This window comes from Exiguobacterium sp. N5 (assembly GCF_025842465.1).
Classification (GTDB): domain Bacteria; phylum Bacillota; class Bacilli; order Exiguobacteriales; family Exiguobacteriaceae; genus Exiguobacterium; species Exiguobacterium profundum.
Window position 1 is genome coordinate 147,813 of record NZ_JAPAEP010000001.1, and the last position, 25,787, is coordinate 173,599.

Consider the following 25,787-nt stretch of genomic DNA (forward strand, 5'->3'; position numbering starts at 1 on the left):
AACATGCTAGATGGACCACGCGTTACGCGTATTAGAATATGAAAAATTGCGCCAACAGCTTGCCGGTCACGCGGCGAGCTCGCTCGGAAAAGATTTGGCGCTGAAGATGCAACCTGACTACTCATACGACCGGGTGCTCTCGAATTTGAACGTGACGAAAGAGGCGACCGAGGTCGTTCGTCTCCGTGACCGTCTGCCGCTCGGTGGGCTTACGGATGTCCATGCGGAAGTGAAACGGGCCGCAATCGGCTCGGTCCTCTCGACGAGCGAATTGCTCGCCGTCGCTGCCGTCGTGTATGGCGGACGCCAAGTGAAGAACTTCTTCGAGAAGCTTCACGAGGATAACGAAGAGATTCGCATTCCACGTCTTGACGAGTATGCGGACAAGTTGACGAAGCTCATCGAGGTCGAACAGGCGATTCGTCATGCGATTGACGACCAAGGGACTGTCCAAGATTCCGCGAGTCCACAACTCCGTGGACTTCGGACACAGCTCCGGAGCTTTGAAGGGAGTGTCCGGTCACGTATCGACAACATCCTCCGCAACAATGCGAAGATGCTCTCGGACGCCATCGTCACAATCCGGAACGATCGCTATGTTGTACCGGTCAAACAAGAGTACCGTCAAGCGTTCGGTGGAATCGTCCATGACCAGTCGGCTTCTGGTCAGACACTCTTCATTGAGCCGCAGGCCATCGTCTCCATCAATAACGAGATTCAAGAAGTTCGTCTGAAAGAACGTGCTGAAATCGAACGGATTTTAAGTGCTCTCTCGAACGAGGTCGGTGGGGTCCATGATGCCATCATGACGAACCTCGATGTGTTGGCCGAACTAGACTTTATCTTTGCGAAAGTCGCATACGGACAAGAGATGAAAGCGACCGAGCCAAAGTTGAACGACAATCGAGAAATCAAGTTGAAACAGGCACGTCATCCGTTCATCCCGAAAGATGAGGTCGTACCGATCACGGTCGAGCTCGGAGAAGACTACACGTCTCTCGTCATCACCGGACCAAACACCGGCGGGAAAACCGTCACATTGAAGACGATTGGACTCCTTCAGTTAATGGTGCAATCAGGTCTCTACGTGCCGGCAGAGTTCGGGACAGAGCTTTCCGTGTTTGACGCGGTCTATGCCGATATCGGGGATGAGCAATCGATTGAACAGAGTCTTTCGACGTTCAGCTCGCATATGACAAACATCGTCGGCATGCTCGACAAAATCGACTTCATGTCACTCGTCCTCTTCGATGAGCTCGGTGCCGGGACGGATCCACAAGAAGGGGCTGCCCTTGCCATCGCCATCTTAGATGAAGTGAAACGCCGCGGGGCACGTGTCGCTGCGACGACACACTACTCGGAACTAAAGGCATACGCTTATAACCGCGAAGGTGTCATGAACGCCTCGATGGAGTTTGATATCGAATCGCTCAGCCCGACGTACCGTCTCTTGATTGGCGTACCGGGTCGCTCGAACGCCTTCGAGATCAGTCGTCGTCTCGGACTGTCTGAGCAAGTCATCGACAAGGCACGTAGCCACGTCGGTAGTGATGCAGAATCAGTCGAATCGATGATCAATGAGCTTGAAGCAGCGAAACAACGCGCCGAGCAGCTCGAGCAAGAGCTCATCGTCAAGCGCCATGACTTCGAAGAAGAGCAGGCGGCGTTTGAGGCGAAGATGACCGAATTCGAGCGCGAGCGCGATAACTTGTACAGCGCGGCCGAGGCGAAAGCCGAGAAGGCCGTCGAGCAGGCGAAGCGTCAGGCGAACGAAGTCATCGACCGCTTGAAGAAACTCCGAGAGCAAGGAATCGTCAAAGAGCACGAGATTATCGCAGCGAAGAAAGAGCTCGAATCGGCAAAACCGACGCTTCAAGAGAAAAAGATCCAAAAAGTGAAACAAAAAGCCCAGCAGAAACGTACGTTCAGTAAGGGCGAAGAAGTGAAAGTGACGACGTTCAATCAAAAAGGCTACATCGTGAAACAAATCAACGACAATGAGTATAACGTCCAAGTTGGCATCATGAAAGTGAATGTTAAAGCGGACGACCTTCAGAAGATCGGTCCATCGAAAGAGAAGTCGCTTCAGTCGAAAGGCAGCTCGCTCAAACGTCAGAGCTCGACGAAGTCCGAGCTCGACCTCCGTGGCGTTCGTGTCGAAGAGGGGCTTATGCGTCTAGACAAGTATATCGATGAAGCACTCGTGTCGGGCTATGATAACGTCCGCATCATCCACGGATTAGGTACCGGAGCGATGCGTCAGGCGACACAAGAATTTTTAAAAGGACATCGTCACGTGAAGAGCAAGCGCCCAGGAGGAATGGGTGAAGGTGGACTCGGTGTCACGGTCGTCGAACTGAAGTAAGGGGAGTCGGGAATGGGTACGATTACGTTTGCCGTTATGCTGGAGTCGTTCGGCCTCTATTCGATGGCGGGACTGATGATTGTCGTCGGTCTTGCCATCTTCGAGGTGACGACGCCGTACAGCAACTGGCGTGAGATTCAAAAAGGAAATATTGCCGTCGCCTTGGCGACAGGCGGGAAGATTGTCGGTCTCGCCAACATCTTCCGGGTCGTCGAGAGCCATCATGATAGCACAATCGACATCTTCGTCGGGGGTGGTTTCGGATTCATTTTGCTCCTCGCGACATACTGGTTGTTTGAATTTTTGACACCGACACTGAAGGTGAACGATGAGATTCAACAAGGGAATATCGCCGTCGGGTTGTTGGCATTCTTGCTGTCGATTGGGGTCTCCCTCGTCGTCGGCGCGGCATTGGTGAGGTGAAGACATGGTATACGAACGATTGGCAAAGATCTTGTTCATCGGGGCCGGGCTGTTCTTAGTGGCAGCGGCACTGTGGTATATGTTTTATTAAGCGAAAAGGAGCATCTATTTAGATGCTCCTTTTCACAGCTTGTTGACAAATAAGATGTTCGAACTCGTCCTTCCGGCGCCCACGCTTTCCGCAGGCAATCCCGGAGCCGCATCGCGACTCAGGTCGCTGCTGGGTCTCCGTCGGATTGCTTTCCTGCAGGAGTCGGGGCGCCGTGGGACGAGTCACACGAATGGTCGCCACCTTTGGCGGCCATTTGTCTTTTTCTGAGGCCTCGATGGCCGAAGAAAAAGCCCGATACATACTTCGAACCGGTCCAAACGGGGAAAGAAGAAGGTAAACACCAAGTTCGCCCGTCATCAAAAGGAGGAACCCGATATGTATCGCGCCCATTCTGAGAAACGACATGAACCGATCCAGTCGAAGACCACGTTGGACCAGCTGGTCCCGCAGGATCATCTCGTCCGGAGACTCGACCGTCACATCGACTTCTCGATCGTGCGCCGGCTCTGCGCCCCTCTCTATTCGAACACCGGTACGCCCGGCATCGATCCGGAGATCATCATCAAGATCATCCTACTCGGACCCCTGTTCAACATCCGTTCCGTGCGCCAGACCGTGAGGGAGGTTCAGACGAACCTCGCCTATCGCTGGTTCCTCGGTCTCGGCATCGATGAGAAGGTTCCCGACCATTCAACGATCAGCCAGGCCTACCGCCGACGCTTCCAGGGGAACGACGTGTTCCAACAAATCTTCGAGGACATCGTCCGACAGGCGGAATCTCACGGTCTCGTCTCCGGGCGCATCCTGATCACGGATTCCACGCACATCCGGGCGAACGCGAACAAGAAGAAATTCGACAAGGTCGAGGTCGAACGGGTCGTCGGTGCGATCGAGGACGAGCTTCTCACCCGCGTGAACGAGGAACGGGCCGAACGCGGAAAAAAGAACTGAAACCGGCATCTGAGAAGAGGGAGCGCCGGCTCGTCAAGGTGAGCCGGACCGACCCGGATGCGGGATACATGTATCGTGACCAGAAGCCGGAAGGCTTTTTCTGGCTGGCGCATCGGACGGTCGACGCCAAGCACAATTTCATCGTCGATGTACACGTCACACCCGGGAACGTCTCGGACAGCACCGTCTATCTCAATCGGCTCGACCATGTCCTCGAACGTTTCCATTTCCCGCTCGAGGCGGTCGCACTCGATGCAGGCTACTTCACGACCGGGATCGCGAAGGCGCTCGTCGAACGGGGCATCTTCGGGGTCATCGCCCGAAGGCGTTTCGGTGGGAAGAAGGGGATGTTCCGCAAGACCCGGTACACGTACCTGCCCGAGGAAGATGCGTATCTCTGTCCGGCGCGACAGCGCCTCACCTATCAGACGACGGACCGCCACGGCTATCACCATTACGTCTCCGACCCATCCATCTGTCAGAACTGCCCTCTCCTCGAGAAGTGCACGTCCAGCCGGACGCACCGAAGGGACATCACACGCCACGTCGATGAGCATTACCGCGAGCAGGTGAACGAGAACCGCCTGTCCGCGTCCGGGAAATCCCTCTACCGACTGCGGCCGCAGACCGTCGAGCGCTCGTTCGCCGATGGGAAAGAGCTCCACGGGCTCCGTTTCACCTTCTACAGGGGGACCGCGGAGGTCCAACGCGCCAATCTGGTGGCAGCCACCGCACAAAACATGAAGAAGCTGGCCAACCTGTTGGCCAGAAAGGACCGTCTACATAACATTTCTTCAATCTTTTGTCGGGCAGAACGTCTCAAGCTCGTTGAACATAAAAAAAGACGAACCAAATCGCCATATGCGATTTGGTTCGTCAACAGCCTGAAAAGGAGCATCTATTTAGATGCTCCTTTTCGTATGATATAGGATTTTTATTATAAAAATCTTGATTTAATTTTATATATGGATATTCAATTATTATAAAACGAGTAACTATCGGTGAACAATAACACGTCATTTCAAGTTACTAAAAAAATGAACAAAGAATTTTTTTAATGTAACGATAAAAAGGATTCAATTTTGGAAGAAGAAGTATGATTCGAAAAGAAAATGTATTCTTTCCCTTTTCTGTAATCTGAAACACTATAATTCAAATAATATTCATAGTGTTCATACTTGTCATAGATATTTTTTATTTCTGGAGTTACGTCGTAAGTAACAATCCACTTTTTTTCTGAAAGGTACTTCTGAATACTTTTTTCTAGTTCAATGTGATCAATTGGCTCGTAAAAATTTGTATATAACTTTTTCCCTTTTAGAAAATATGGAGGGTCAAAAAAAATAAATGCTTTTTTGGTTTTCGAAATATTTTCTTTAATAAATACAAGAGCATCTTTATTATACAGTCTAATTTTTGATTTTTTACTATTTATAATTTTTATTTTATTTATTAATGAGGGTTTATTGAATCTACAATCCATTGTATATGAACCATTTTGATTCTTTCCTCCGATCACACCTGCATTAATTATTCCTGAACGATTTGTTCTATTAAGATATAAAGTAGAAAATCCTAGGGACAATAAATCTGTTTCGAGTTTATTTTTTTGAATACTTCGTTGATACTCCCATTCATCAAAAGAAAAGCTTGCATTTTGAACTAAGGAAATTAATTCTTCAGGTTGATGGAGTATTGAGTACCATAAAGCATAGATTGATCTATCAAAATCATTGAGAATTATTCTGTCGACATCTTGATTGATTAATAGTTTTAATGCAACAGCTGCGCCCCCGCAATACGGTTCGATATATGTTCTAGAACCATTTTCAGAAACAAGATGCTTTACATAATTATAGATTTTATTCTTTCCACCAGGATATCTTAATGGACTATAGTTATTAATTTTTTTTATCAAAAGAAATCACCTGTTTTTCTCAATTGAAAGTATAACAGATTCAATATAAGGAATATATTTTGCAAAAATCCTTTTAAAATCTTGGTTACTTGCTGTTGTGGTGTAATCGTGAATAACACCATTCAAAAGTTCAATATCATCATTTGCTTTTATAGCTTTTTTCTTTTCAAGTGTAAATTGGGATCCTTTTCTAGAGTACATATCTTCCGATACCAACTTAACCAATTTAGGTAAATTAGTTTCAGGAGTAGAGTTATTTTTAAGGCCTTCATGATGCTCGACATAGGCGTTAGAAACATATTCTAGGACAGCCCTAATTAAAAATGTAACAATCAAAGTTTCTGAATGAGTAAGAGAGTTAGACTTATTAGTTAAATCTGATAATGTAATAAGCGTAGAAATGATTTTTTCGAATTTTGGGCTTTTCTGTAGTGAAGAAATCATTTGTTCTAACCAATCTTTATTTATAAAACTTTCAGTAAAATTAGAAATCTCAACATTTGTTCTATTGATAGTAACCCGAAATTCTTCAGTTTGGTTACCGAAAGAAGCAGTAATTATATAATTTCCTGGTTTAGAATTTTTTAGTATGGTTGAATGCTTGAGTAATATTCCTTCGGTGGGAGATGCTTTAAAAGAAATTTTTCCATACTCCGAACTTTTTTGTGGGATTACATCATTTTTATCATCATATAATAATACTGCTTTAATTAAATCGGTATTATTTGAATTACTTATAACCGATTTATTTTGCCATGCACTATTTAGGAGTAGTTGATATTTTGGAGAAGTACTAGCCGTATTCGTTTGATTAAGTGATGTATTATTTGTCAATTTAGATTGTTCTTTAGTTTTAGGTTTTTCAACATTAATATTTTCAAATGATATTTTCTCATTTTGATTTGGTGTCTCATGCCATTTAGAAATAAGTTTTTTTAATCCAGGTATTACCTCGTCTTTGTTCAAAATTTCATTCCATTGATCTTGCCTTTGAAAAGTTCGTGTGTTGAGACTTGAGCCTTGAGTATTAACCTTATTAGGAATCCAAGCAGCTTTTCCAATCAGTTTTAAAATTTCGGTAAATTCACCATTTTTTTCAGAAGGTATTTTTAACTCTATCCAATGTTCTTCGTGAAGCTGTAGTTCTTTTTTTAGTGCGCTGTAAACTCGACTTGTAAGAACATCGTTGTCTAAATGAGATAAAGGTTTCAAATCAGGTACTTCAGCTTTAACTAATGAATGTATTTGAGAAAGGAATTTGAAAAATTTAATATCCTTTCTAATTTGAGATATTGAGTCTGGTGTAGTAGATTGTATAAATTCTAATGCTTCGGAAATAGTTTTAGTGGTAACCAATTGCTGAAAGGAATTATAGTAATATACGTACTTGTCTATACTATTCCAACTTTTTATTGACGCAATATGTTTTGCTGCAATTTTATAGTTTGCATCAGATCTATTCTTGACCACATCGCAAGCTAGTTGAAAGTTCTCAGTTTTTAAACCTTTAATTTTTTCTCTATAGCTTGCCTTTAATAAATGTCCATATTTAAATATGCATTTTACAGCAGCGACTCTTCGATTACCTTCTAAAACTATATTTTTGTCATCATCTTCTAATACAATTAATCTTTCCCCCAACGTGTTATAACCTTCCAAAATAAACGAATCAATTAAATCATATAAATTTTCATATTTTAAAAGATAATCTATTATCTCGTTTTCGTTTTCAAAATTAAAGAGAGAAAAACGCGGGTTCATATAATCAAGCTCTAAATCTGAAAAAATGATATCCATTATCAACACTCCTATCCAATTAATATATTTTGATTTTATCAAACTGTAAGTTATTCTTATACTCAAAAACTTAAATAATACTCAGAGTGGAAATTTTAAGTGGAAATATCAAATTATTAGTATCTCAATGAACTAGTAAACATAAAACCTATTAATGCGTTCAGAGAATTATTAAAATCGCAAGTGGTGTTACTTCAAAGGGGACGCATACTCATCGATGACGAAGATGCGAAATTGTCTCATGAATACGTTCAAAGAGGGGGAACATGACTGAAACAGAGTTTTTCGAAAATGTTGAAGCAGTGAAACGAGAGAACCTTGAATTCATTGAAGCGGAGTTTGTATAAATTGAAGAAGTAACACTTAATTACGAGGAATTCTTATAATAAGACGTTGTGTGTTCTAGGAGCGAATTATTCGTGAATCTAAATTTGCACTATCACTACGTACTCGACACAGAATCCTATGAAATGAAGAATGAAGCGTATTTATCCTCTCGGGTGAACCGTAACCGTGGTTCGCTCGCGCATTATGTCATCCGTACGATCGAGCAGGAGTTTCATGTGTTAGCGTATGAAGACCCGACCGTAGAAAACCTAGGAAAAGCCGGGGACACAGGAGTACGTGTCGAAATCGTGGAAGAAGCCGAATAAAAACAACGTCGTCCCGAATCGGGGCGACGTTGTTTTTGTTTATGGGACATCAATTTTGACGGTATACACTTTCGGCATGGCGTCACTTGACGCATACAAGACGAGCGTCTTTTCTTTCTCTGGGACGAGGAAGACTAAATCAACTTCGGATTTCTCGCCTGTGAAATAACGAAAACCGTTCTTGAACGCTTTCTTATTGTGGTTGACCATATCGACTGGACTATATTTTGTCCCGTCTGGTGTGTACATACGGAATCCGTTTGGACGATATTCCATATAACCACCTTGACCGTCATCTGAATGGAAGAGGGAGAGCGGGAGACTCACGAATCGCTTACCATCTTCCGATTCAGTTCCATCCGGTGAAGCGAAGACGGGTTGTCCAACTTGGAATTCACGCTTCTTCATTTGTGGATCTCCAATAAACGTTTGGAACGTGCCGAGGTTCATGATTTTTTGAAGATCATCTTCTTTTGGTGTTGTGTCTTTTGCTTCTTTCGGTTTATCAGCTTTTAAATCAGCCTGTTTCGCACCCGTCGTCTGCGCAGTCGGGGCCGGTGTCGCTTTCGCCTCTTCCGTGACCGGTTTGACTTCTGGTGACGTGAAGACGAACAAGCTGATGATCCCAACAACGAGTGCCGTCGCCGTCGTCCCGAGGACGAGGCGGAATCGTTTCTCGACTTGCTTTTGGTTGACGACATGCCCACCAATCGCTTCAGCCGGCGTGATGCGTACGGCACGTTCAGCCGGAAGCAGTGCACCTAAGACACCTGTCACGACCGGGATGAAGATGGTCGCAAACAAGAATGGCAGCTCTGACGTCGGGAACTGTTGATACATGATCGTGACGATGACGACGGTGAACGTCACACCGAGTAGTCCGGCGAAGAATCCGGTTAGCGCACCTTCCGTCAAGACGAGACGACGGATGGACGTGTTCTGCCAACCGAGCGCTTTCAAGACGGCGAGTTGCGGTTTTCGTTCGGAGACGTTTTGCCACATGATTTCGGTCGTCGTGAGCATCGCAATCAGTAAGGCGACCCCCATGGCAACGTAGTGCATCGTCCCGACTTCAAGTGCCACGAACTCCCCGATCCACGTCGTATACAAGACACCTTGGAGGCGGAACGTGACGAACAAGAAGAAGCCGAACAGACTCGTCGGTAAAGCGATGGCGAGAATCGACAACAACGTTCGTGGCCAATACGTCACGAGTTGATTCAAGCTCATGCCGACGCTCGAGCGTGAGCGGCCGAGACGTCGTCCTTTTGAGACTTCACCGGACTGCATCGTCTCATATGGCTTGATGCGACGGACGAGTCGGATCGGGATGAGTGTCCCAAGCCAGTAAATCAAGAGACCGGCTAGTCCAATCAATAGGATGCGAGTGATCGAAGTCGAGCCGGCTGCCGTCCAAAGGAACGTCCCGAGAATCATCCACGAGATGAGCGCGACCATCGACCCGAGGATCGTGGCTTCTAAGAATAATAGTTTCGACAGCTGACTCGGTCGCCAACCGAGCGACAAGAGGATGGCGAACTCTTTCTTCCGCGCGTACAACATGATGATGTTCGAGCTGAACACGTACAGCATCGCGACGAGGATGACACTCGCGACGACACCGGAGAAGCCGAGTTTCGCTTCTTGGAAAATCGTGATCGACGACCCGATTTTAATCCATGGCTGCTGAATCCAACCGAGCGAACTTTCTCCTTTTAATCCAGGGAGATACGTGACGGCGTATTGTGGAGATGACCCGAGTGTGACGTCGGTGATGAGACCAGTCTTGTCCTCGATCTCTTTGGCGACCGCTTGGAGCTTCGCTTCACTCTCTTCGTTCAATACGTCCACGCCTTTCACGTTGACGCGAATGGCCGAGATGGCCTTGTCACCAGCGATGGCGAACGCTGCATCGAGTGTCGTCAACATTGACGGCGGTTTCGTCAAGAAGCTATATGGGTTATTCGTCGGTTTGACAGTCGTCGGTGGGTTGACCGGCTCGTCTTTCGAGTTCATGACCCATTCGGCGCTTGCCGGGAAATATGTCTCCATCGGGAGTTCCGTCAGCGGGTCTTTTGACAGCTTCAGTTTCGATGGGTCGAATAATCCGATGTAGTTATATCTTACTTTTGGTGCATCGTTGAGGTCTTCCGCGTATAAATTGGACTTGCGATACATACTTTCTTGACCATACTTCACTTGACCCTCAGCGAGGAACGGCTTGATTTGATACGAATACGGCCAACGTTTCGGGAACGGGCTCGTCACGCCTTCATAGACAAGAGGTGACGCCTTCTCGGCAATCCACGTATATTCCATGGTGAGACGAGGATCTTGTGGCTGTGGTTTTCCTTCTAGAATGTGTTTCGTGATATTGTCGTGCATTTGTTGTGCTGTAAAGTCGTATGAGGCGACTTTTGTCCCTTTCAAGCTATCCAGGTATTCCTCTTTTCCGTTCTCTAAATACGTATTGATGAATTTTTCTGCGTCGCTCGTATCGGCATCGACTTCTTCGATGGTGTAGTTGATCGAGGCATCGACGTAGTCTTTTGTACTCATCAAAATCGGAATCGTCGTGATGTCTTCATCGTAAGGCTCTGGAACGTCCTCTTCATTGAAATAACGACTGAACTCTGTCGCTTGTACAGCATCGTCTAACCCGACGAGTTTCGCTTCGGCGACCGGGTCAATCCCGGCGAGCATGACGTCGCTTCCGTAATCAAGTGGGAATTCTTCATACAGGGCGGTCGGACCGATGCCGATGTGGGTGGTATCGCCATTTGGCATCCAGCCAACCCAAAAGTAAGCTTTCAAGTCTTGGAAGTCATTGATTTTTTCAATGCCCGTATCGATGAGTGTGTTCATCTTGAGGCGATAAAGACCCGCTTTATCAAACGTATGCGTTTGGGTGAACGAGCTCGAATAAGTCGACCCGATCATGGCAATAGGTGCTGCGACATCGATGTCGGCAATCTGTTGAATCGTCTCGTATTGTTCGCGCGTGATCCCGCCTTCGAGTCCGCTCATATAGTTCGGCTCGAGCAGGTTCAAGTCCTCGGTCACGCTTCGGCTGCCTTCCGGACGGACGACGATGTGATAAGACGAATCCCAACGTTTTTGTAGCTCGTTGACGACCGTCCCGTTATTCGCCTGGGTCACACCGAGAAGGTAGCTGAGCCCGGTACTGACGATGAGCATCCCGACCATAAGCAGGATGAACCGTTCTTTATTCCGCCACCATGAATTCCAGATGTACTTAAGCATGATAGACGTCGCTCATGGCGACGACCTGCCCGTCGCTCATGGCGACGACCTGCCCGTCGCTCATGGCGACGACCTGCCCGTCGCGCATCTCGATTTTTCGGTTGGCCCGGTCGGCGAGTTCCGGGTCATGGGTGACGAAGAGGACGCCACATCCGTTCTCGCGATTCAAGCGGATCAAGAGGTCGAAGATTACGTCACCCGTGTGCGTATCTAAGTTCCCCGTCGGCTCATCGGCGAGGAGCCATTTCGGACGGTGGATGAGGGCGCGGGCGACGGCGACACGTTGTTGCTGACCGCCTGATAGTTGGGACGGTAATGAATCAACCTTGTCAGCGAGACCTACTTCCTTCAATAATTCGAGCGCACGTTCATGGACATCGTAATCGACTTTTCGTCCGAAGAGCGGGGACATGACGTTCTCAAGCGCCGTCAGTGTCGGGATGAGGTGGAACTGTTGGAAGATGAAGCCGATGTTCTCAAAACGGAAGTCCGCGAGTTGTTTCGCAGAGAGCGTCGAGATCGGTTCATCGTTGAAGAGCAAAGTGCCTTCTGTCGGACGGTCAAGTGTACCGATCAGACTGAGTAGCGTTGACTTTCCAGATCCAGATGGTCCGATGATGGAGATGAAATCACCGTGTTCGAAGCGGAGGTTGATGTCCTGTAAGGCGACTGTTTTGACGTCACCCGTATCAAAGCGTTTTGTTAAGTGTTCGCATGTGAAGTGATAAGCCATACCGTTAAATCTCTCCTTTACCTAATAGATAGTGAAAATATGTAAGAGGACGTAATATTATGACTATTTTTAGATTAGAGGAAAAAGATTCCAAAGTATAGCTGTATTTTTTTCAAATGGGGAACGGGTATAGAAGAGTGAGGAGGAGAGAAGATGAAATCATTCGAAATTGAATTCCATTTAATTAACGAAGAAGTGCTGACGTATATGGTGGAGGCGGATACGCGATATGAGGCATTGGAGTCGATCTTTCAAGCGTTTCGACATGCGAGCGATGGATTCGTACAGTTTGAGGACGAGTTGATTGTGATGTTGGATCATGTGGCGTATGTGAAGGCGTTTGAGGTGGATTGACAAAATAAAAAGAAAAGTGAAATGATATCACTTTTCTTAAATACATATCTTAAAGAATTGATAATGAAGTTGGTCATTTGTTAGTGAGGACTGCTTCTAAGTACGCTGCAAGTTTTTCAGATCGCTTCAGAATTAATTCTTTTGTCCAATAAACACTTGAAGAAGATTCATCCATAAACAAATAGCTATTAATTTTTTCGAATTGTTGTACTTCTTTTCCAGACTTCATCGAAGAGATTAAACGATCTGCTAATACTTGAGTGGTCCAAATTGATGAATCTGCATATACAGATCTCTTCTGATCAAATTGTTTATTGGAAAGTGAAGAGTTTTCATCGTTACCGATAAGCGCAAAATTACCAATTCGATTCACGTATTCTTTATATTCTTCTAAGTCTTCAAATCCGGAACCTTCTATCAGTTCATTACTAATTGGTGTTCTTGGCATGATGTGCTCCAAAGTGACCTTTTTATTTCGGTTTGACGTTAGAAGAACGGTGTTATCGGAATGACCATAAGCTTCGATGAAACGAAGCAAGTCGTAACCTTTTTTATTGTAGTTTCCTCTGGTGTTCTCAAATTTTCTAGCAAATACAGCTTCTTTTGCAAGCTTAGCTTTCTCTGAAATTCTTCTTTCTAACTCACTTACGAATTGATGATAAGCTTGGTCTTGCCCTTCTCGCTTTAAGTTTGCATTATATTTTTTTATCAACGAAGGTATTTCAGCTTCAATATAGTTAGTTTGCGTATAAGAGAAAATAACACTTGCACCCAATCGAATTGCCAAATCAACAATCTCTGATTTTCTTTGTTCTGATTCATTGTAGAATGGAATGAGGATTGTTTGTGCCTGTTTTAAGTTCAAAAGTTTGAATAAAACATTGAGTAAATGAGTATTTTTAATGAATCCTTCAAACTCTTTACGTTCTAATTTTCCGTAAGTGTATGAAACATCATGCATCTCTGAAACGATTGATAAAACTTCTTCCTTTGATGGATTTAGTTCTGAATAATAGTTAAAGAGTTTATCTTTACGAATGTTTTCTCCAGTGGTTCCTACTAAATAATGCTTTAGGAAGGTTGAAGATTCAACTTTTCTTTTGGGACTGAGTACGAGGTTGTTGTTAAACTTTTTCCACATCTCAGTAAACTTATCTCGTTCATCGTCACTATAGAAATCTTTAGCAAGATTTTTTAAAAGCATGTTTTTTATTAAATCTAGTGGTTCTAAATCTTTCCCCCTGTTATTCAAGATTTCAAATAATTGAAATGCTTTAGATAGTGTCGGTGCAGTAGTTACAATTAACATGACTTTATGTTTTATGTAGTTTACAAATTTCAATAATTTCTGATCATCTAATTTAGCTAGTTCTTCTTTTAATACATCATATACTTCTTCAATTTGAGTAGAAGTTTGAGATAGGTTTTTCGAATTAGAATCTGGGCGAATAATGTGCCGATAAGTACTACCAAATTCTAAGCTTTTGTGATGCTGTATTTTAGAAGTTTTAAAATTTGCATCATCGTCAAATAATCCATACCCTTTGTTTAATTCACCTCGGACATTCATCCATTTTTGAATTGTATCAAAGCTGCTTTTATTCTGATGTAAACGATAATCAATTGTTTCTTCTAGAACTTTATATAGTAACGAAAGGGTTGTAAGTCTCTGTTGACCGTCAATCACAATTTTATTTGCAGGTTGGTGATCATTGTTAATCAACACGATATTTCCCAACAAATAGCCGTCTAATAACGAACTTTCCTTTGTAAATTCTTCTGTGTCTTCATTAAAATCTTTAAAGAGCTGTGTAACTTCTTCTTCCCCCCATACAAAATCTCTTTGGAAATCAGGAATTTCATAAATAAAATCATTATTAAATACGTTAAATATTGATTGGATTTCTGAAGTAATCAATTAGATACAGCCTCCTATTTCATAAAACAAACCTTCAAATAATTGGGTATAATGAAAGTATAGTATTTTAATAGAAATTGATCTACCGCAATGCATGCAGAAAGGGTTGAGAATAATGAGGAAAGAGTACAATAAATTAATCCGTGACCGCATTCCTGAAATTATTCACGAATCAGGAAAAATCCCGATTGTGAAGCAACTTACTCAAGCCGAACACTTTGAGCAAGCACGTTTGAAACTCTATGAAGAAATCAAAGAGTATGAAGAGGCGAACATTGATGAAGAGTCTCTTGAAGAGTTAGCTGACATTTTGGAGTTGGTCTATACACTTGGCAAAATGCATGGGGCAGACTTCGATGAATTGAATCAGATTCGTGAAGAGAAACGCAAAAAACGTGGTGGTTTTGAAAAGGGTCTATTTTTAGAAGAGGTCCTCGATCATGAGTGATTTACGACTCCATACGAGCAATCTGGGCATCCCTTTACAAGAACACATAGACGCGGCGACTGAAATTTATATGGTCGTCGCGTTTGCTCAAGTGTCGGGAGTGAAGGAATTATATTCTTCATTAAAACAAGCGAGTGAACGCGATGCTCAAATCAGAATTTTGGTAGGAGACTATCTGTACCTCACCAATCCTGATGCACTGGACATGCTATTACAAATACCGAATGTTGAGCTACGGCTATACCGCTCAAAAGGAAGGTCGTTCCATCCAAAGGCATATTTGTTCCGTACAATGGAAAGCGGTACATTTTTTGTTGGTTCCTCGAACTTATCGCATAGTGCGCTAAATCATGGTGTGGAGTGGAATGTTGAGATTCCTTCGAGTATATCAGAGGAAGTGTTTGAAGAGTCAGTCGCTGCGTTCCATGAATTATTTTATAGTGAATATGCGCAAATAATGAATCTAGTCTCGTTACAGCCTTATCGTGAAGAGTATGAAGCGCGAAAGGATCGAATGAAGGAGCTAGAGGTCGCTGAACATTCTCCCGTCTACATAGAAGATGATTCGATTACCCCGACGTCTGTCCAAGACGCAGCGTTATTGGCACTCCGTGAAACGATGGCGGAAGGTCGAAAAAAAGCGATGCTCGTCTTAGCGACCGGATTAGGAAAGACGTATTTAAGTGCATTTTTTGCTCGTCAATTCAAACGTGTCCTTTTCGTCGCGCATCAAAAAGAACTTTTGTTACAAGCAGAAAAGTCATTCCTCAATGTGGCGACCGACTGGAAGACCGGGTTACTACTCGGTGGTGAATCAAGAAATCAAGATACTGCTGACGTCGTGTTCGCCTCGATTCAAACGTTAGCTTCGAAACAAAGAATGGAGCAATATGACCCGGAGCAATTCGATTTGATAATCGTGGATGAGTTCCATCATTCGGCTGCTCCTTCCTACCGTCGGGTGCTAGATTATTTTCAACCGAAGTTCTTACTCGGTTTGACTGCAACGCCTGACCGTTTAGACGGAGGAGACGTATATGCACTTTGTGATGATAACGTCGCTTTCCAGATGCACTTTACTGAAGCGATTGAAGAATCGTTTTTAACCCCGTTTCATTACGTTGGAATCTATGATGAAATCGACTACTCTCAGATTCGTCTGATCAATGGACGTCGTTACGATCAAGAAGAGTTATTGGCAGAACAGTTAAAAGAAAGTGTTGCTGAGAAGATTTATAGAGCTTGGTCAGAGCATCATCAATCGAGAGCACTCGGATTTTGTTCTTCCGTTATACAAGCTGAATATTTGGCTGATTATTTCAGGAGGCAAAGAGTACAAGCGGTAGCACTTCATAGTCAGGCCGATTATGATCGAACGGAAGTAATTGCCCAATTAAAGCAAGGACAATTGGACATCATTTTTGCAGTGAATCTATTTAATGAAGGTGTCGATATTCCTGAAATCGATACGCTATTGTTTTGTCGTCCGACTGAATCATTGACAGTGTTCACCCAGCAAATCGGACGAGGACTACGTCTATCAAAAGGAAAGACACATTGTACGATTATCGATTTGATTGGGAACTATAAAAACATTGATAAGAAACTGGCGCTATTGACGACAGACGGTCCAGATTCACTGAAGAAGGTTCCAACATCAAATAGCTTACCTACTTCGTGTACAATCGAATTTGATTTAGAGACTGTCGATCTTTTGAAGAAAATGATGACCCGGTCTTCGACACGACATCAATTATTAGAACGAAATTATTTCATGGTGAAGGAAGAGCTAGGGAGACGACCGACCTACCTAGAACTAATCCAACGAGGCGAATATTCATTGGAGGCGTATCAATCCGAAAGGAAGCACTTTAGTGGCTTCTTCGGCTTTTTAAAGAAGATTGGTGAGTTAACAGACGGTGAGTTAAGTGTTTTTGAAAATATGTATCCTCTTTTGTATGAAGTGGAGGATACAAGAATTACAACAAGTTATAAGATGGTTGTATTATCCATCATGTTAGAGCGGGGAAAACAAATGTGGTACACTCCTTTGAAAGCATCTGATGCAGCTTATCCGTTCTATGATTACTTGACGAGTCTGCCTTATCGTCAACAGATTGATGGAAAGACAAAAGACTTTCAGCAACCTTTCCATCAACAACGGATTGAAAAATTGTTGTTGCGGATGCCATTCGATAAAATTGCCAAAGGACCGTTTTATGTAGAAAATGAAAGCCTACATATCGCATTCAATGAAGCGCTCCGCAATCCGGTAGTTTATGAATGGGTGAGCCAGATTGTAGAAGTTCGCTTACATTACTACTTCAGTCGGAAAGCGCAACGATCATCAGATTGATTGATTTAGTGATGTTGAAAGGAAAATTAGAGAGGTGGGGGTAAGGTGAAACGCCTGTTACTACGCAAAATCCAATTCGCCCTCCAACACCACGGTGGGACGGCATCTTTAAAAGACATTTATGCGTATGTCGAAAAATCATACTATCAACTCGAGCTCGATCGATATAAAGATTGGAAAGGGCACGTCAATAAACAGATTCGTGCGCATTCCAGTGATTCGGCGAGCTTTACCGGAAAAGAAGACCTCTTTTATTCCACAGGAAATAAAGGCATTTGGGGTCTCAGACAATCCAATAACTAATGAAAGCGGGACCAATTTCACTTGGTTCCGCTTTCATTGTTTACAAAACATCACACCCTATTGTCACACAATGTTCATTCCTGTACACTTCGATATTGTGTGCTAAAAATTATGTTAGGGGTTAGTCAATGGAACTTGTACAGCAATTATCTCAAATGCAACTGATCAACCAATTCTGGTTGCTTATGGCCTTCGTCATTCCAATGGTCATTTTATCTCGTATGGTCGTGGCTGGGACGCGCTTCTCGCCGATCCTCGTCATCGTCATCTTCGGTCTCGGTCTCGGATTCGGTATGGTCGAGCTCGGTATCGCGACACCGGGTCTTCCTGAATTCCCGCTCGTCGACTTCTTGTCACGGACGACAATCATCGCGTTAGTCGTTTCATTCTTCGTCGGCGGACAAGAACTTCGTAAAATTTTGAGTAAACAAGAGCTCGACATGGAGGACATCGTCATTCCTGCCAAAGAGGAGATGTTCCTCGGGACAGGACGTACGCAGTTCATCTTCATCCTTCGTTCGTTCTTCTTGCTCGTCGGTTTGGAAGGGTTCTTCCGTATGGCAATCGAGCCAGGTACGGCAGAAGGGATTGCGCTTTACTACCCAATCCTCGCACTCCTCGGTCTTGCCGTGTCGTTCTTACTCATCGACCATAAAGCACAAATTCAGGACAAGAAAGTATACATGCAAAAAGGTCTTATCGAGACAGTTCTCTTGCTTGTCATCTTGTTCGTTTCGTTCTTGATTGCGACAGCGATTCAGCCAATTATCGCACTTCCGCAAATCTTCTTCGCGATGTTGATTTCGTCAGCACTCGGTGCCATCTTCCATAACTGGACGTATGGACCGACTGTCCGCGCGCTTCTCTTCGCAGGGATTCCGGTCGTCTTGGCTGCCAACTTCATGGTCGGGGGTTCAAGAATCGGTGACGCGTTCGCAATCGAAGGCATGAATTCGATTCTCGTGTACGGTTTCTTCGGTCAGTTGTTCTGGATGTTCGGTGGAATCGCACTCATCATGTGGTTCGCTCGCACGGGTCACATCCGTAACCTCGCACCAGGTATGGCAGGTTCACTTTCACACAGTGGTCTTACAGGAGCGTGTACGGCTGGTGACTTCGGTCAAGTAGCAGCGAAACGTGCGCCAATCATGATCAACATCCCGTTCTTCGGACATATCTTCGTATTCTCCATCCTCGCGGTCAGTGCCGACAACGGTGCTCTCTGGATTTGGCCGACAGCCATCATCGTCTTGGTCGGTCTCGTACTCACTGCGCTCGCGTTGAAAAACTTACGCGCGGCGAACGGGGAAGACTTCAAAGAAGTCAAAGCCCTTATGCAGTTCTCGTTCGGGTGGCAGATGATGGCCGTCTTCGGTGGTCTCGTCATCTTGACGTTCAGCACGATCGCATTTGACTACACGACGATGGCACAATCGTCAGCGATCTCGCACTTCGGCTTGTTCGCAGCGGTTCAAGGTGGAATGTTCGGGACGGAAGCCTCGCTTCTCATCCCGCTCATCTTCTCGATGCCGTTCCTCGTGCACCCAATCGTCTTCTATATGTTCGGGAAAGCGCTCGACAACAATGGCGAAATGCCACGTGTGCCGGTATATGCGATGGCGCTCGTTGGTGTCGTCGGTGTATCTGCAGCGATTTTCGCCTTATAATAGGACTCCGCTCTGACTTCGGTCAGGGCGGTTTTTTTGATGAAATCGATATGATGAACAATTAACTGTGAAGAGGGGGAACGTGTATACATAGTCGCTCATTACTTTAGTTGAATGAATTGTAATTAGAGTGTGGATTTTAAATAATCTTATAGATGAGCTTGACTAAGCAGTCATAATCTACTTCAAAGAACTATATTTTATTCAATTTATAGGTGAAATTGTGACTTGCGCAAACAAATTAAAGTTGTAAAGAAATCTCGTTTACTATGAAAAAATATTTTATTTGTACAAGACGAAAGAACATTTCGATTTTCTATACAAATTAGTACTGAATCCACTGTAAAAAGTAAAACAGAGAACCATTCATTGTTTGAGGTGATGATTTTCTGTTGAATAGCATTTAAAAAAATAATAAGTCACGATACTCTGATTAAATGCAAGTTAGATAATAATCATTTTAATATTTTTAAACGCACTATAAAGTGTTTTTAATTTTCGATGTATTGAATCAATCCATTTCCATACTGATTAATTGGACCTAAATTTATAGAGTTTTGCTCTAATTTTGCTATTAAGTTTTTTCTTTCTTCATTGTTGAGTAATAAGGAAACAACAGCAGTGGCATATGCGGTTGAAAAAGATGTTCCTGATTGAGATTCGATTTTACCGTCTAGGTTTAGAACAGGCACTTCCACTCCTGGTGCTACAAAATCGACTTTTCCTTTAGCGGCATATGCATAGATTGATTTATTTTTATCAATAGCAGAAATAGATAGTACTTCTTTATAGCGGGCGGGGTAATCTGTCGATAAACCGAGTGTATTACCAGCAGCTGCTAAGATTATGATTCCGGCATCGTGGGCCCTCTTAATAGCATTCTCTAAAGATTTATCATGATGGGAAAAACCGTAGCTCATGTTAATGATATCTACGTTTTGTTTTATAGCCCAATCAAATCCTCTAACTGTATTATCAAGTTCTCCGTTTGCTTGGTCATCTAAGGTTTGAACATCATACAAATGTATATTCTCGTTGATTCCAATCTTTGAATTTTCAAAAGAGGTAGCGGCGATGATACTTGCAATCATAGTTCCGTGAGGATGTATAGCTGAAGTATTCGAAGAACTATCTAGCGTATTATACTGTTTGATAACGTACTTATGTAATTGAGTAATATCACTATTGATTCCTGTATCCATTATCGCAATCTTAATTGGTTGTTTAGAGGATGATAATTTGTTTTTTGTTAACGAAAGAGCACAATGCGTCCAATTTTGTTCACACTCCATTCCTTGCTTGATATTCGTTGAACGATCACTCCCTGTTACGATTGTTGAAATCAAAACTACTACTGCTAGAGTGCATATTTTTAGTTTGATCATATTGATTTTCCTTTCTGAGTAAAACTTAATACTGAATAAAAAAACGCTATTTTAAAGTTTATATTGAGTCTTTCTTTTCTTAAATTACTTCTTTATATTTTTTTGATAATTGTTTGTTTCATTCTTAATTTAAAGAATCTGAATATACCAAGGCTACTACACAATTTGATAACGTGTTTTACCAACTATCAGTTCGTACGATGAGATTCATGAAAAAGTAAGAGAAGATAGTTATTTTAAACACTAGATATAATAAGTAGAGTGGATATTTTTAATTAAAGCCATTAAGGATAAAAACGTAAGTAATAAACGATGTTCGTCTGTTCTTTTCATAAAAAAAAGTACTGCTGCCAACGTGATAAATCCGAAAGGCGCAAGAAAGTAACTTGCGACAATGGTCAAAACCAATGCACAGTGTCTCATCTCAGATCGAACACTATTTTTTCGGACGTTTATTTTCTCTTCAGTAAGAACTGAATTTTCAAGAATATTGTCTAAAGAAACGTTATAGATTTCACAAAGTAATTTCAAATTTTCAATATCTGGTATAGATTTACCATTTTCCCATTTGGATACTGCTTGCCTGGTGATGTTAAGTTTGTCAGCAATTTGCTGTTGTGAATATTTATTTTCTAATCGTAACTGTTTTAATCTCTTTTTCAATTTACAGTTCATAACTCTTTACACCCCTTAAAAGACTGATACGACAACAATGCCACTATTAGTTTACATTAAAAAAACCAATGAGGAACCGATAGTTTCTTTTTTGAAAAGCTAGTATAGTTCAGAATGATTATATGATTTGTAAGATAAATACATTGAATAAAGATGGGGGAGGGAGTAATTTTATTGGAAATAGTCACTGCTATTTTCTTTTCTTATTTTGTCAAACAAATCAGTACGATTATTTATTAGGGTTATTCGATTTTAGAAAACAGGGGGATATATTATGAGAAGTTTAATAACAAAATTAATTGTAATTACATTAATATTTAGTTCAGTAATCAGTGGTTCCAACGTTTCGGCATCAGATTCAAAAAAATCAGAGATAAATATAATCGAAGAAAAAGTTCAAGAAATCCAGAGTAATCCGTCTTCTACAGAAGATATTGATGTTCAAGAAGAGTTAGGGTTGAATGATGAAAATTTGGACATGAAATTATTAACGTCAGGTTCTCAAGATGTCCTAGTAAATTCGAATATTGAAATCGATAATCAAAGTATTGAATCGAATATTATTTTTAATGAAGAGGATTTAGAGATTAAGGCTACTATCTCTTCAAATGATACTGAAAATAGTATTAAAGAAGTTTATACTGTAGAAATCAATAGGATCGAAGGGGAGAACTTCGAGGGGGAAATCAGGAGCTTAAATAGTGGTGAAACATTTTCTGTAAATACGATTGAAGCTTCTGCATCTGTACTTCCGGCTCTAATCCCGCTTATTCTTAGAGCTGGTCTGCAATACGTGATTAAGCATTACGGTAAAAAAGTCGCTATGCAGGCTATGATTGATTTAGGAGTTTCACAAATTACAAAAGCGTATGGTGGAGTAGTTAAAGATGCTAAAAATGGTAAAGGTAAGGTAATTACGATACCAAATAAGAAGCAAGAAATTGTTATTCGATTAATGGAAGCTGGATCCGGTGGGCGTAAAGAAGCATATTGGAGAATGTCTGTCGGTAACAAGGCGTTAAACCGAGCCGGTAACTTTTCGAATAACGCTTCTGAAACTCACATTACATTGCAAGAGTCATCTCCATCAACCATTATTTCGCTTATAAAAAAATTTAAAAAGTGAATGAGGTAAGGGAAAATGAATGAGAACGAAATCAAAATGAATGAGTCTTTAGAATTCTTGGTCAACGGTTGGGAAATTGCAAAGTTAGATATCGATTACTTCAATGAGACGATTACACTCTTGGTAGAAAGTGTAAAACAGCAATCTATATTAAAAACACGAGTTTCTTTCAAAGAGGTTCTTTCATACTATGTTTATCAAGAAGAAGTCGTTTATAATGAAGATCCTTATGAAACGTATAGACTTAACAACCGTGAGAAAGATGATAGTTCTTTCGTCAGCGAGATTGGTTATCACCCAAATGGATTTGCACACATAAAAATTAAGAGCTTAGATTCTGAATTAACAGCGATTGAAGAAATAACATCAAAGACTAACTTATATTTTCAAGTGAACAACAAAGATCATTTCTTTATCGAATGCAATGTCATTGAAATCAATGACGAGACTTTTGAAGACTTGATTCAAACGAGCGATAGTTTAAGAATTACTTAATACTTTTCCAGTCATACAAGGAACGGATGTCTACTAATGATGGCTATCTACCTTTTCTTGAAGAAATACCTGTCGAAACTGTTGTTATCAAGAATCTTTCCATTGTACTGGAACGATGACACTCAATAAAAAAGCGTCCGACCATTTCTCAGGTCGGACGCTTTTTCTGTCATAAGATCACCATCGAGATCAACGTCAAGATGGCAAGCCCACCTTGTGTCAGAATAATCTTCTTGTCACTCGTGATACTGCCATATAGGGCAACGAGAATAATATAGGTCAGGATCATGGTGACAATCTCGACCGGGTTGGGGGAAAGATAGAGTCCGTACAAGAGCCCGACCCCAATCAATCCGTTATAGACGCCTTGATTTTTGAACAAAACCGACACCGAGTCTCTCGTTAGCTCGTCTTTCGACATACGGAAGACGCGTGACGTCGACGAGGATGCCGTCGCAATCGTCTCTAAATAGAAGATATAGAAGAATTCGATGGCGACAAGCGTTCCGAGCACAAGGGTGAGCATCGACATATTAGTTGACCGCTGCTACTTGCACGACCGGTTTCGCTGACACGTAGTTCGCCACGTTTTGTGCGAAGTTGATGAGGACTGGGTTTTGGTTGTGCTGCTCGAGAGCGGCTTGGTCTTCCCAGTTCTCGATCATGACGAAACGGTTCTCGACAGATGTTGACTCGTATAGGTCATATCCGACACAGCCTGCTTCTTGTTTTGATGAGTCGATCAAGACTTGGATGTCACGCAAGAAGTTCTCGCGTTGTGAAGCTTGGATATCGAATGTGGCGTTGACTAAAATCATGGTTGATTCCTCCGATTGTTTAATGAATTATTTGAATGATGTGACCGTTTGAGCGTCAAGACGGACTGATTCGTAACCTTCTTCTGCCGCTTTCCCAACAGACAAGATCATGACTGGTACATAACGGTCTTTGTCGAGACCGAACGCTTCTGCGAGTTGGTCTTTCTCGAAACCACCGATTGGGTTCGTGTCATAGCCGTGTGCACGGGCTGTGAGCATGAATTGCATCGCTGCGAGACTCGCATCGATTTTCACGATGTCGTTCATCTCTTGTTTCGAGAGGTTTTTGTAGTAAGGGATGATTGCGCCGAGCTGTTGGTCACGCACTTCTTGTGGCATTTTGCCTTCTGCGACCGCTTGATCGTAGATTTGTTCGCCGTACTCGTAGCACTCCATGTCTCCGAAGATGAGGAGCATCGCTGCAGACGAATCGTTTTGACGTGTGTTGAAACGGATGAGTGGTTTGAGCGTCTCTTTCGCTTCTGGGCTCTCGATGACGACGAAGCGCCATGGTTGCATGTTGACGGATGATGGAGCCGTTGTTGCTTCCTGGATCATCTCAAGCATCTCTTCTTGAGAGATTTTCACGTTCTCGTCATAGACACGGATTGATTTACGACCGAACATGACGTCTGTGAATGTATTGTTTTCGAATGTAGTTGCCATTGGTGAATTCCTTCTTTCTCTGTTTAAGCGTGACTGTTCAATTTTTGAAGCAGCCCGGATAAGTGTTGAATTTCTTCAGCGGACAAGGCTTGTAAGACGAGGTGGTTGGCCCGTTCGTCTCGCTCGCAGTGCCCGAGGTCTTGCTCTGCTTTCTCTGTAACGCGGACGAACATCTCGCGATGGTTCTCCGCGTTCCGCTCTCTGACGACATATCCTTTCTCTTCAAGGATTTTCAAATGTCGGGTGATGGCGGCATTGTCGATTTTCATTTCTTCTTTAATCACGCGTTGCGAACAAACGCCTCGTTCTTTGACGACTTGCAGCATCTCGTAGCGGGTCAGGCTGAATCCTGTCTCCCGTTCGAACGACGATGCGACGTTTTGTTCCGCCAACTTGATTTGGTAAAGTAATCGGCTGATTTCACGTAGGTCCATTGCGTCCCACCTTTCTCAATTGACTTATCAATCGTTGACTTGTCAAACGATACAACGTTTTGGATTGCCTGTAAAGTCAAACGCTCAAAAAAGACGACACCAAATTATCGTGTCGTCTCCTCTTCGATGGGAGTGCCATCAAATCGATATTCTGTCGTGAATGTCGTCTCGTCGAATCCATACATTCGGTCGTAGGCATTCAAGTCCTCAATCGTCCGCACGTCGAGGAAGGACGGGTCGATGTCAGACGCTTTGCGCGTGAACATCATGTACCGTTCTGTGTAATCGTCATTTCCTCCAGGCTTTCCGTCGAACGAGAAGTGAATCCAATAGACATCGGATTCCACTACGCGCATGACGTCGAGAATCCGTTGTTTCTGTTCGTCCGTATTGTTCCAGTCTTCATGAAACATGATCGAGACGTCGAGATACGTCTTCGGATTCGTTTCATAGATGGACGTCGGGGTCGGGCTGACTTTTGCTTGCGCATCATCGGACACTCCGGTCGGTACTTCCGCACGGACAGTCTCTTCTTCTTTTATGATTCCTTGCGACACGAGTCGCTCGTGAATCGTCCGCTCTGCCTCGCGTTCCCAATACGTCTCGAGCACGTTATCGTGGATGGAGCCGTCACCATACGTTTCAAGATAGTAAGTTCCAGCGAATGGTTCTTTCGTCAATGTCATTTCCCCGATATAACCGCCCATATGCCAGTCGCGAGACAGTTCGATATCGGCTTGTTCGTTGTACGTTTCCTTCACATACGCCATATAAGTCTCCCTTGCCTCTGACTTTTCAAGCGTCGTATATACGAAGAGGCTGCCAGCAAGAAACCCACCAGCCATACCTGCCAGTAATCGTTTTTTAATCATTTCGTCACCTCTCGTTCAATCTACCTGATATTGAAGGAGAATACCTCGGTCCAAAGTCTTATTCAAATCATTTCCATTTCGCTGTAAACTAAAAGTGCCCTCAAAGAACTATTG

General features: G+C 43.2%; 22 protein-coding genes and 1 pseudogene. 11 read left to right on the forward strand and 12 right to left on the reverse strand.

Features of this window, described 5'->3' with window-relative positions:
- Positions 1 to 10: 10 nt before the first annotated feature.
- From OKS35_RS00795 to OKS35_RS00805, 3 genes and pseudogenes are all read left to right on the forward strand, one after another.
- Entirely contained in the window at positions 11 to 2,365 is a 2,355-nt protein-coding gene (locus tag OKS35_RS00795) for an endonuclease MutS2 (RefSeq protein ID WP_264092313.1), read from the forward strand.
- A 12-nt stretch (positions 2,366 to 2,377) separates the two neighbouring features.
- Entirely contained in the window at positions 2,378 to 2,788 is a 411-nt protein-coding gene (locus OKS35_RS00800) for a DUF350 domain-containing protein (RefSeq protein WP_031421322.1), read from the forward strand.
- A gap of 427 nt (positions 2,789 to 3,215) precedes the next feature.
- A pseudogene (locus tag OKS35_RS00805) lies at positions 3,216 to 4,561 on the forward strand (IS1182 family transposase); the annotation flags it as partial.
- Between the two features lie 284 nt (positions 4,562 to 4,845).
- On the opposite strand, the gene OKS35_RS00810 reads toward OKS35_RS00805, so the two are convergent.
- Together OKS35_RS00810 and OKS35_RS00815 are read right to left on the reverse strand one after the other, a co-directional pair.
- Positions 4,846 to 5,709, reverse strand: a complete 864-nt coding sequence (locus OKS35_RS00810; RefSeq protein ID WP_264092314.1) for a DNA adenine methylase — start codon at positions 5,707 to 5,709, stop codon at positions 4,846 to 4,848.
- Positions 5,710 to 5,715: 6 nt separating this feature from the next.
- Positions 5,716 to 7,506: a hypothetical protein gene (locus OKS35_RS00815; RefSeq protein WP_264092315.1), complete on the reverse strand. Its 1,791-nt coding sequence runs from the start codon at positions 7,504 to 7,506 to the stop codon at positions 5,716 to 5,718.
- A 419-nt stretch (positions 7,507 to 7,925) separates the two neighbouring features.
- Here OKS35_RS00815 and OKS35_RS00820 point away from each other — a divergent pair, with 419 nt between their 5' ends.
- Positions 7,926 to 8,159: a hypothetical protein gene (locus OKS35_RS00820; protein WP_264092316.1), complete on the forward strand. Its 234-nt coding sequence runs from the start codon at positions 7,926 to 7,928 to the stop codon at positions 8,157 to 8,159.
- A 39-nt stretch (positions 8,160 to 8,198) separates the two neighbouring features.
- On the opposite strand, the gene OKS35_RS00825 is transcribed toward OKS35_RS00820, so the two are convergent.
- A complete protein-coding gene (locus OKS35_RS00825; protein ID WP_264092317.1) occupies positions 8,199 to 11,423 on the reverse strand; it encodes an ABC transporter permease in 3,225 nt (1,074 codons plus the stop codon).
- Positions 11,416 to 12,156 carry an ABC transporter ATP-binding protein gene (locus OKS35_RS00830; protein ID WP_264092318.1) on the reverse strand — a complete coding sequence of 247 codons (741 nt, stop codon included), beginning with the start codon at positions 12,154 to 12,156 and terminating at the stop codon, positions 11,416 to 11,418. Before OKS35_RS00830 ends, OKS35_RS00825 begins: the two co-directional genes overlap by 8 nt.
- Before the next feature lie 153 nt (positions 12,157 to 12,309).
- On the opposite strand from OKS35_RS00830, the gene OKS35_RS00835 reads away from it, so the two are divergent.
- The gene (locus OKS35_RS00835; RefSeq protein ID WP_214737655.1) at positions 12,310 to 12,510 is read left to right on the forward strand and encodes a hypothetical protein; all 201 of its coding nucleotides are present in this window, start codon (positions 12,310 to 12,312) and stop codon (positions 12,508 to 12,510) included.
- Positions 12,511 to 12,583: 73 nt separating this feature from the next.
- Here OKS35_RS00835 and OKS35_RS00840 read toward each other — a convergent pair whose 3' ends face one another.
- Positions 12,584 to 14,428, reverse strand: a complete 1,845-nt coding sequence (locus OKS35_RS00840; RefSeq protein WP_196430391.1) for a DUF262 domain-containing protein — start codon at positions 14,426 to 14,428, stop codon at positions 12,584 to 12,586.
- Positions 14,429 to 14,543: 115 nt separating this feature from the next.
- Here OKS35_RS00840 and OKS35_RS00845 point away from each other — a divergent pair, with 115 nt between their 5' ends.
- The 4 genes from OKS35_RS00845 (at position 14,544) to OKS35_RS00860 (ending at position 19,202) form a co-directional block, all read left to right on the forward strand.
- Positions 14,544 to 14,876, forward strand: a complete 333-nt coding sequence (locus tag OKS35_RS00845) for a nucleoside triphosphate pyrophosphohydrolase (RefSeq protein ID WP_264092319.1) — start codon at positions 14,544 to 14,546, stop codon at positions 14,874 to 14,876.
- Positions 14,869 to 17,232: a DEAD/DEAH box helicase family protein gene (locus OKS35_RS00850; protein WP_264092320.1), complete on the forward strand. Its 2,364-nt coding sequence runs from the start codon at positions 14,869 to 14,871 to the stop codon at positions 17,230 to 17,232. Before OKS35_RS00845 ends, OKS35_RS00850 begins: the two co-directional genes overlap by 8 nt.
- Positions 17,233 to 17,277: 45 nt before the next feature.
- The gene (locus OKS35_RS00855; RefSeq protein ID WP_015881071.1) at positions 17,278 to 17,535 is read left to right on the forward strand and encodes a hypothetical protein; all 258 of its coding nucleotides are present in this window, start codon (positions 17,278 to 17,280) and stop codon (positions 17,533 to 17,535) included.
- 128 nt (positions 17,536 to 17,663) lie between these two features.
- Positions 17,664 to 19,202, forward strand: coding sequence for a hypothetical protein (locus tag OKS35_RS00860; protein WP_074037576.1), 1,539 nt, complete (start codon positions 17,664 to 17,666; stop codon positions 19,200 to 19,202).
- Between the two features lie 491 nt (positions 19,203 to 19,693).
- Here OKS35_RS00860 and OKS35_RS00865 read toward each other — a convergent pair whose 3' ends face one another.
- Positions 19,694 to 20,587 carry a S8 family peptidase gene (locus tag OKS35_RS00865; protein WP_264092321.1) on the reverse strand — a complete coding sequence of 298 codons (894 nt, stop codon included), beginning with the start codon at positions 20,585 to 20,587 and terminating at the stop codon, positions 19,694 to 19,696.
- A gap of 243 nt (positions 20,588 to 20,830) precedes the next feature.
- Positions 20,831 to 21,262 carry a helix-turn-helix transcriptional regulator gene (locus OKS35_RS00870; protein WP_074037572.1) on the reverse strand — a complete coding sequence of 144 codons (432 nt, stop codon included), beginning with the start codon at positions 21,260 to 21,262 and terminating at the stop codon, positions 20,831 to 20,833.
- Between the two features lie 274 nt (positions 21,263 to 21,536).
- Here OKS35_RS00870 and OKS35_RS00875 point away from each other — a divergent pair, with 274 nt between their 5' ends.
- Both OKS35_RS00875 and OKS35_RS00880 read left to right on the forward strand, forming a co-directional pair.
- Positions 21,537 to 22,388, forward strand: coding sequence for an SAR2788 family putative toxin (locus OKS35_RS00875; protein WP_074037570.1), 852 nt, complete (start codon positions 21,537 to 21,539; stop codon positions 22,386 to 22,388).
- 15 nt (positions 22,389 to 22,403) lie between these two features.
- Complete coding sequence (locus OKS35_RS00880) at positions 22,404 to 22,883, forward strand: hypothetical protein (RefSeq protein ID WP_074037569.1); 480 nt, start codon at positions 22,404 to 22,406, stop codon at positions 22,881 to 22,883.
- Between the two features lie 169 nt (positions 22,884 to 23,052).
- On the opposite strand, the gene OKS35_RS00885 is transcribed toward OKS35_RS00880, so the two are convergent.
- From OKS35_RS00885 to OKS35_RS00905, 5 genes are all read right to left on the reverse strand, one after another.
- Positions 23,053 to 23,415 carry a DUF1304 domain-containing protein gene (locus OKS35_RS00885; protein WP_264092322.1) on the reverse strand — a complete coding sequence of 121 codons (363 nt, stop codon included), beginning with the start codon at positions 23,413 to 23,415 and terminating at the stop codon, positions 23,053 to 23,055.
- A gap of 1 nt (position 23,416) precedes the next feature.
- Positions 23,417 to 23,701: a putative quinol monooxygenase gene (locus tag OKS35_RS00890; RefSeq protein ID WP_026826548.1), complete on the reverse strand. Its 285-nt coding sequence runs from the start codon at positions 23,699 to 23,701 to the stop codon at positions 23,417 to 23,419.
- Positions 23,702 to 23,728: 27 nt separating this feature from the next.
- Positions 23,729 to 24,367: a nitroreductase family protein gene (locus OKS35_RS00895; protein WP_214730761.1), complete on the reverse strand. Its 639-nt coding sequence runs from the start codon at positions 24,365 to 24,367 to the stop codon at positions 23,729 to 23,731.
- Between the two features lie 23 nt (positions 24,368 to 24,390).
- Positions 24,391 to 24,801, reverse strand: a complete 411-nt coding sequence (locus OKS35_RS00900) for a MarR family winged helix-turn-helix transcriptional regulator (protein ID WP_159561951.1) — start codon at positions 24,799 to 24,801, stop codon at positions 24,391 to 24,393.
- 104 nt (positions 24,802 to 24,905) lie between these two features.
- Positions 24,906 to 25,673 carry a hypothetical protein gene (locus tag OKS35_RS00905; protein ID WP_264092323.1) on the reverse strand — a complete coding sequence of 256 codons (768 nt, stop codon included), beginning with the start codon at positions 25,671 to 25,673 and terminating at the stop codon, positions 24,906 to 24,908.
- Positions 25,674 to 25,787 lie beyond the last annotated feature (114 nt).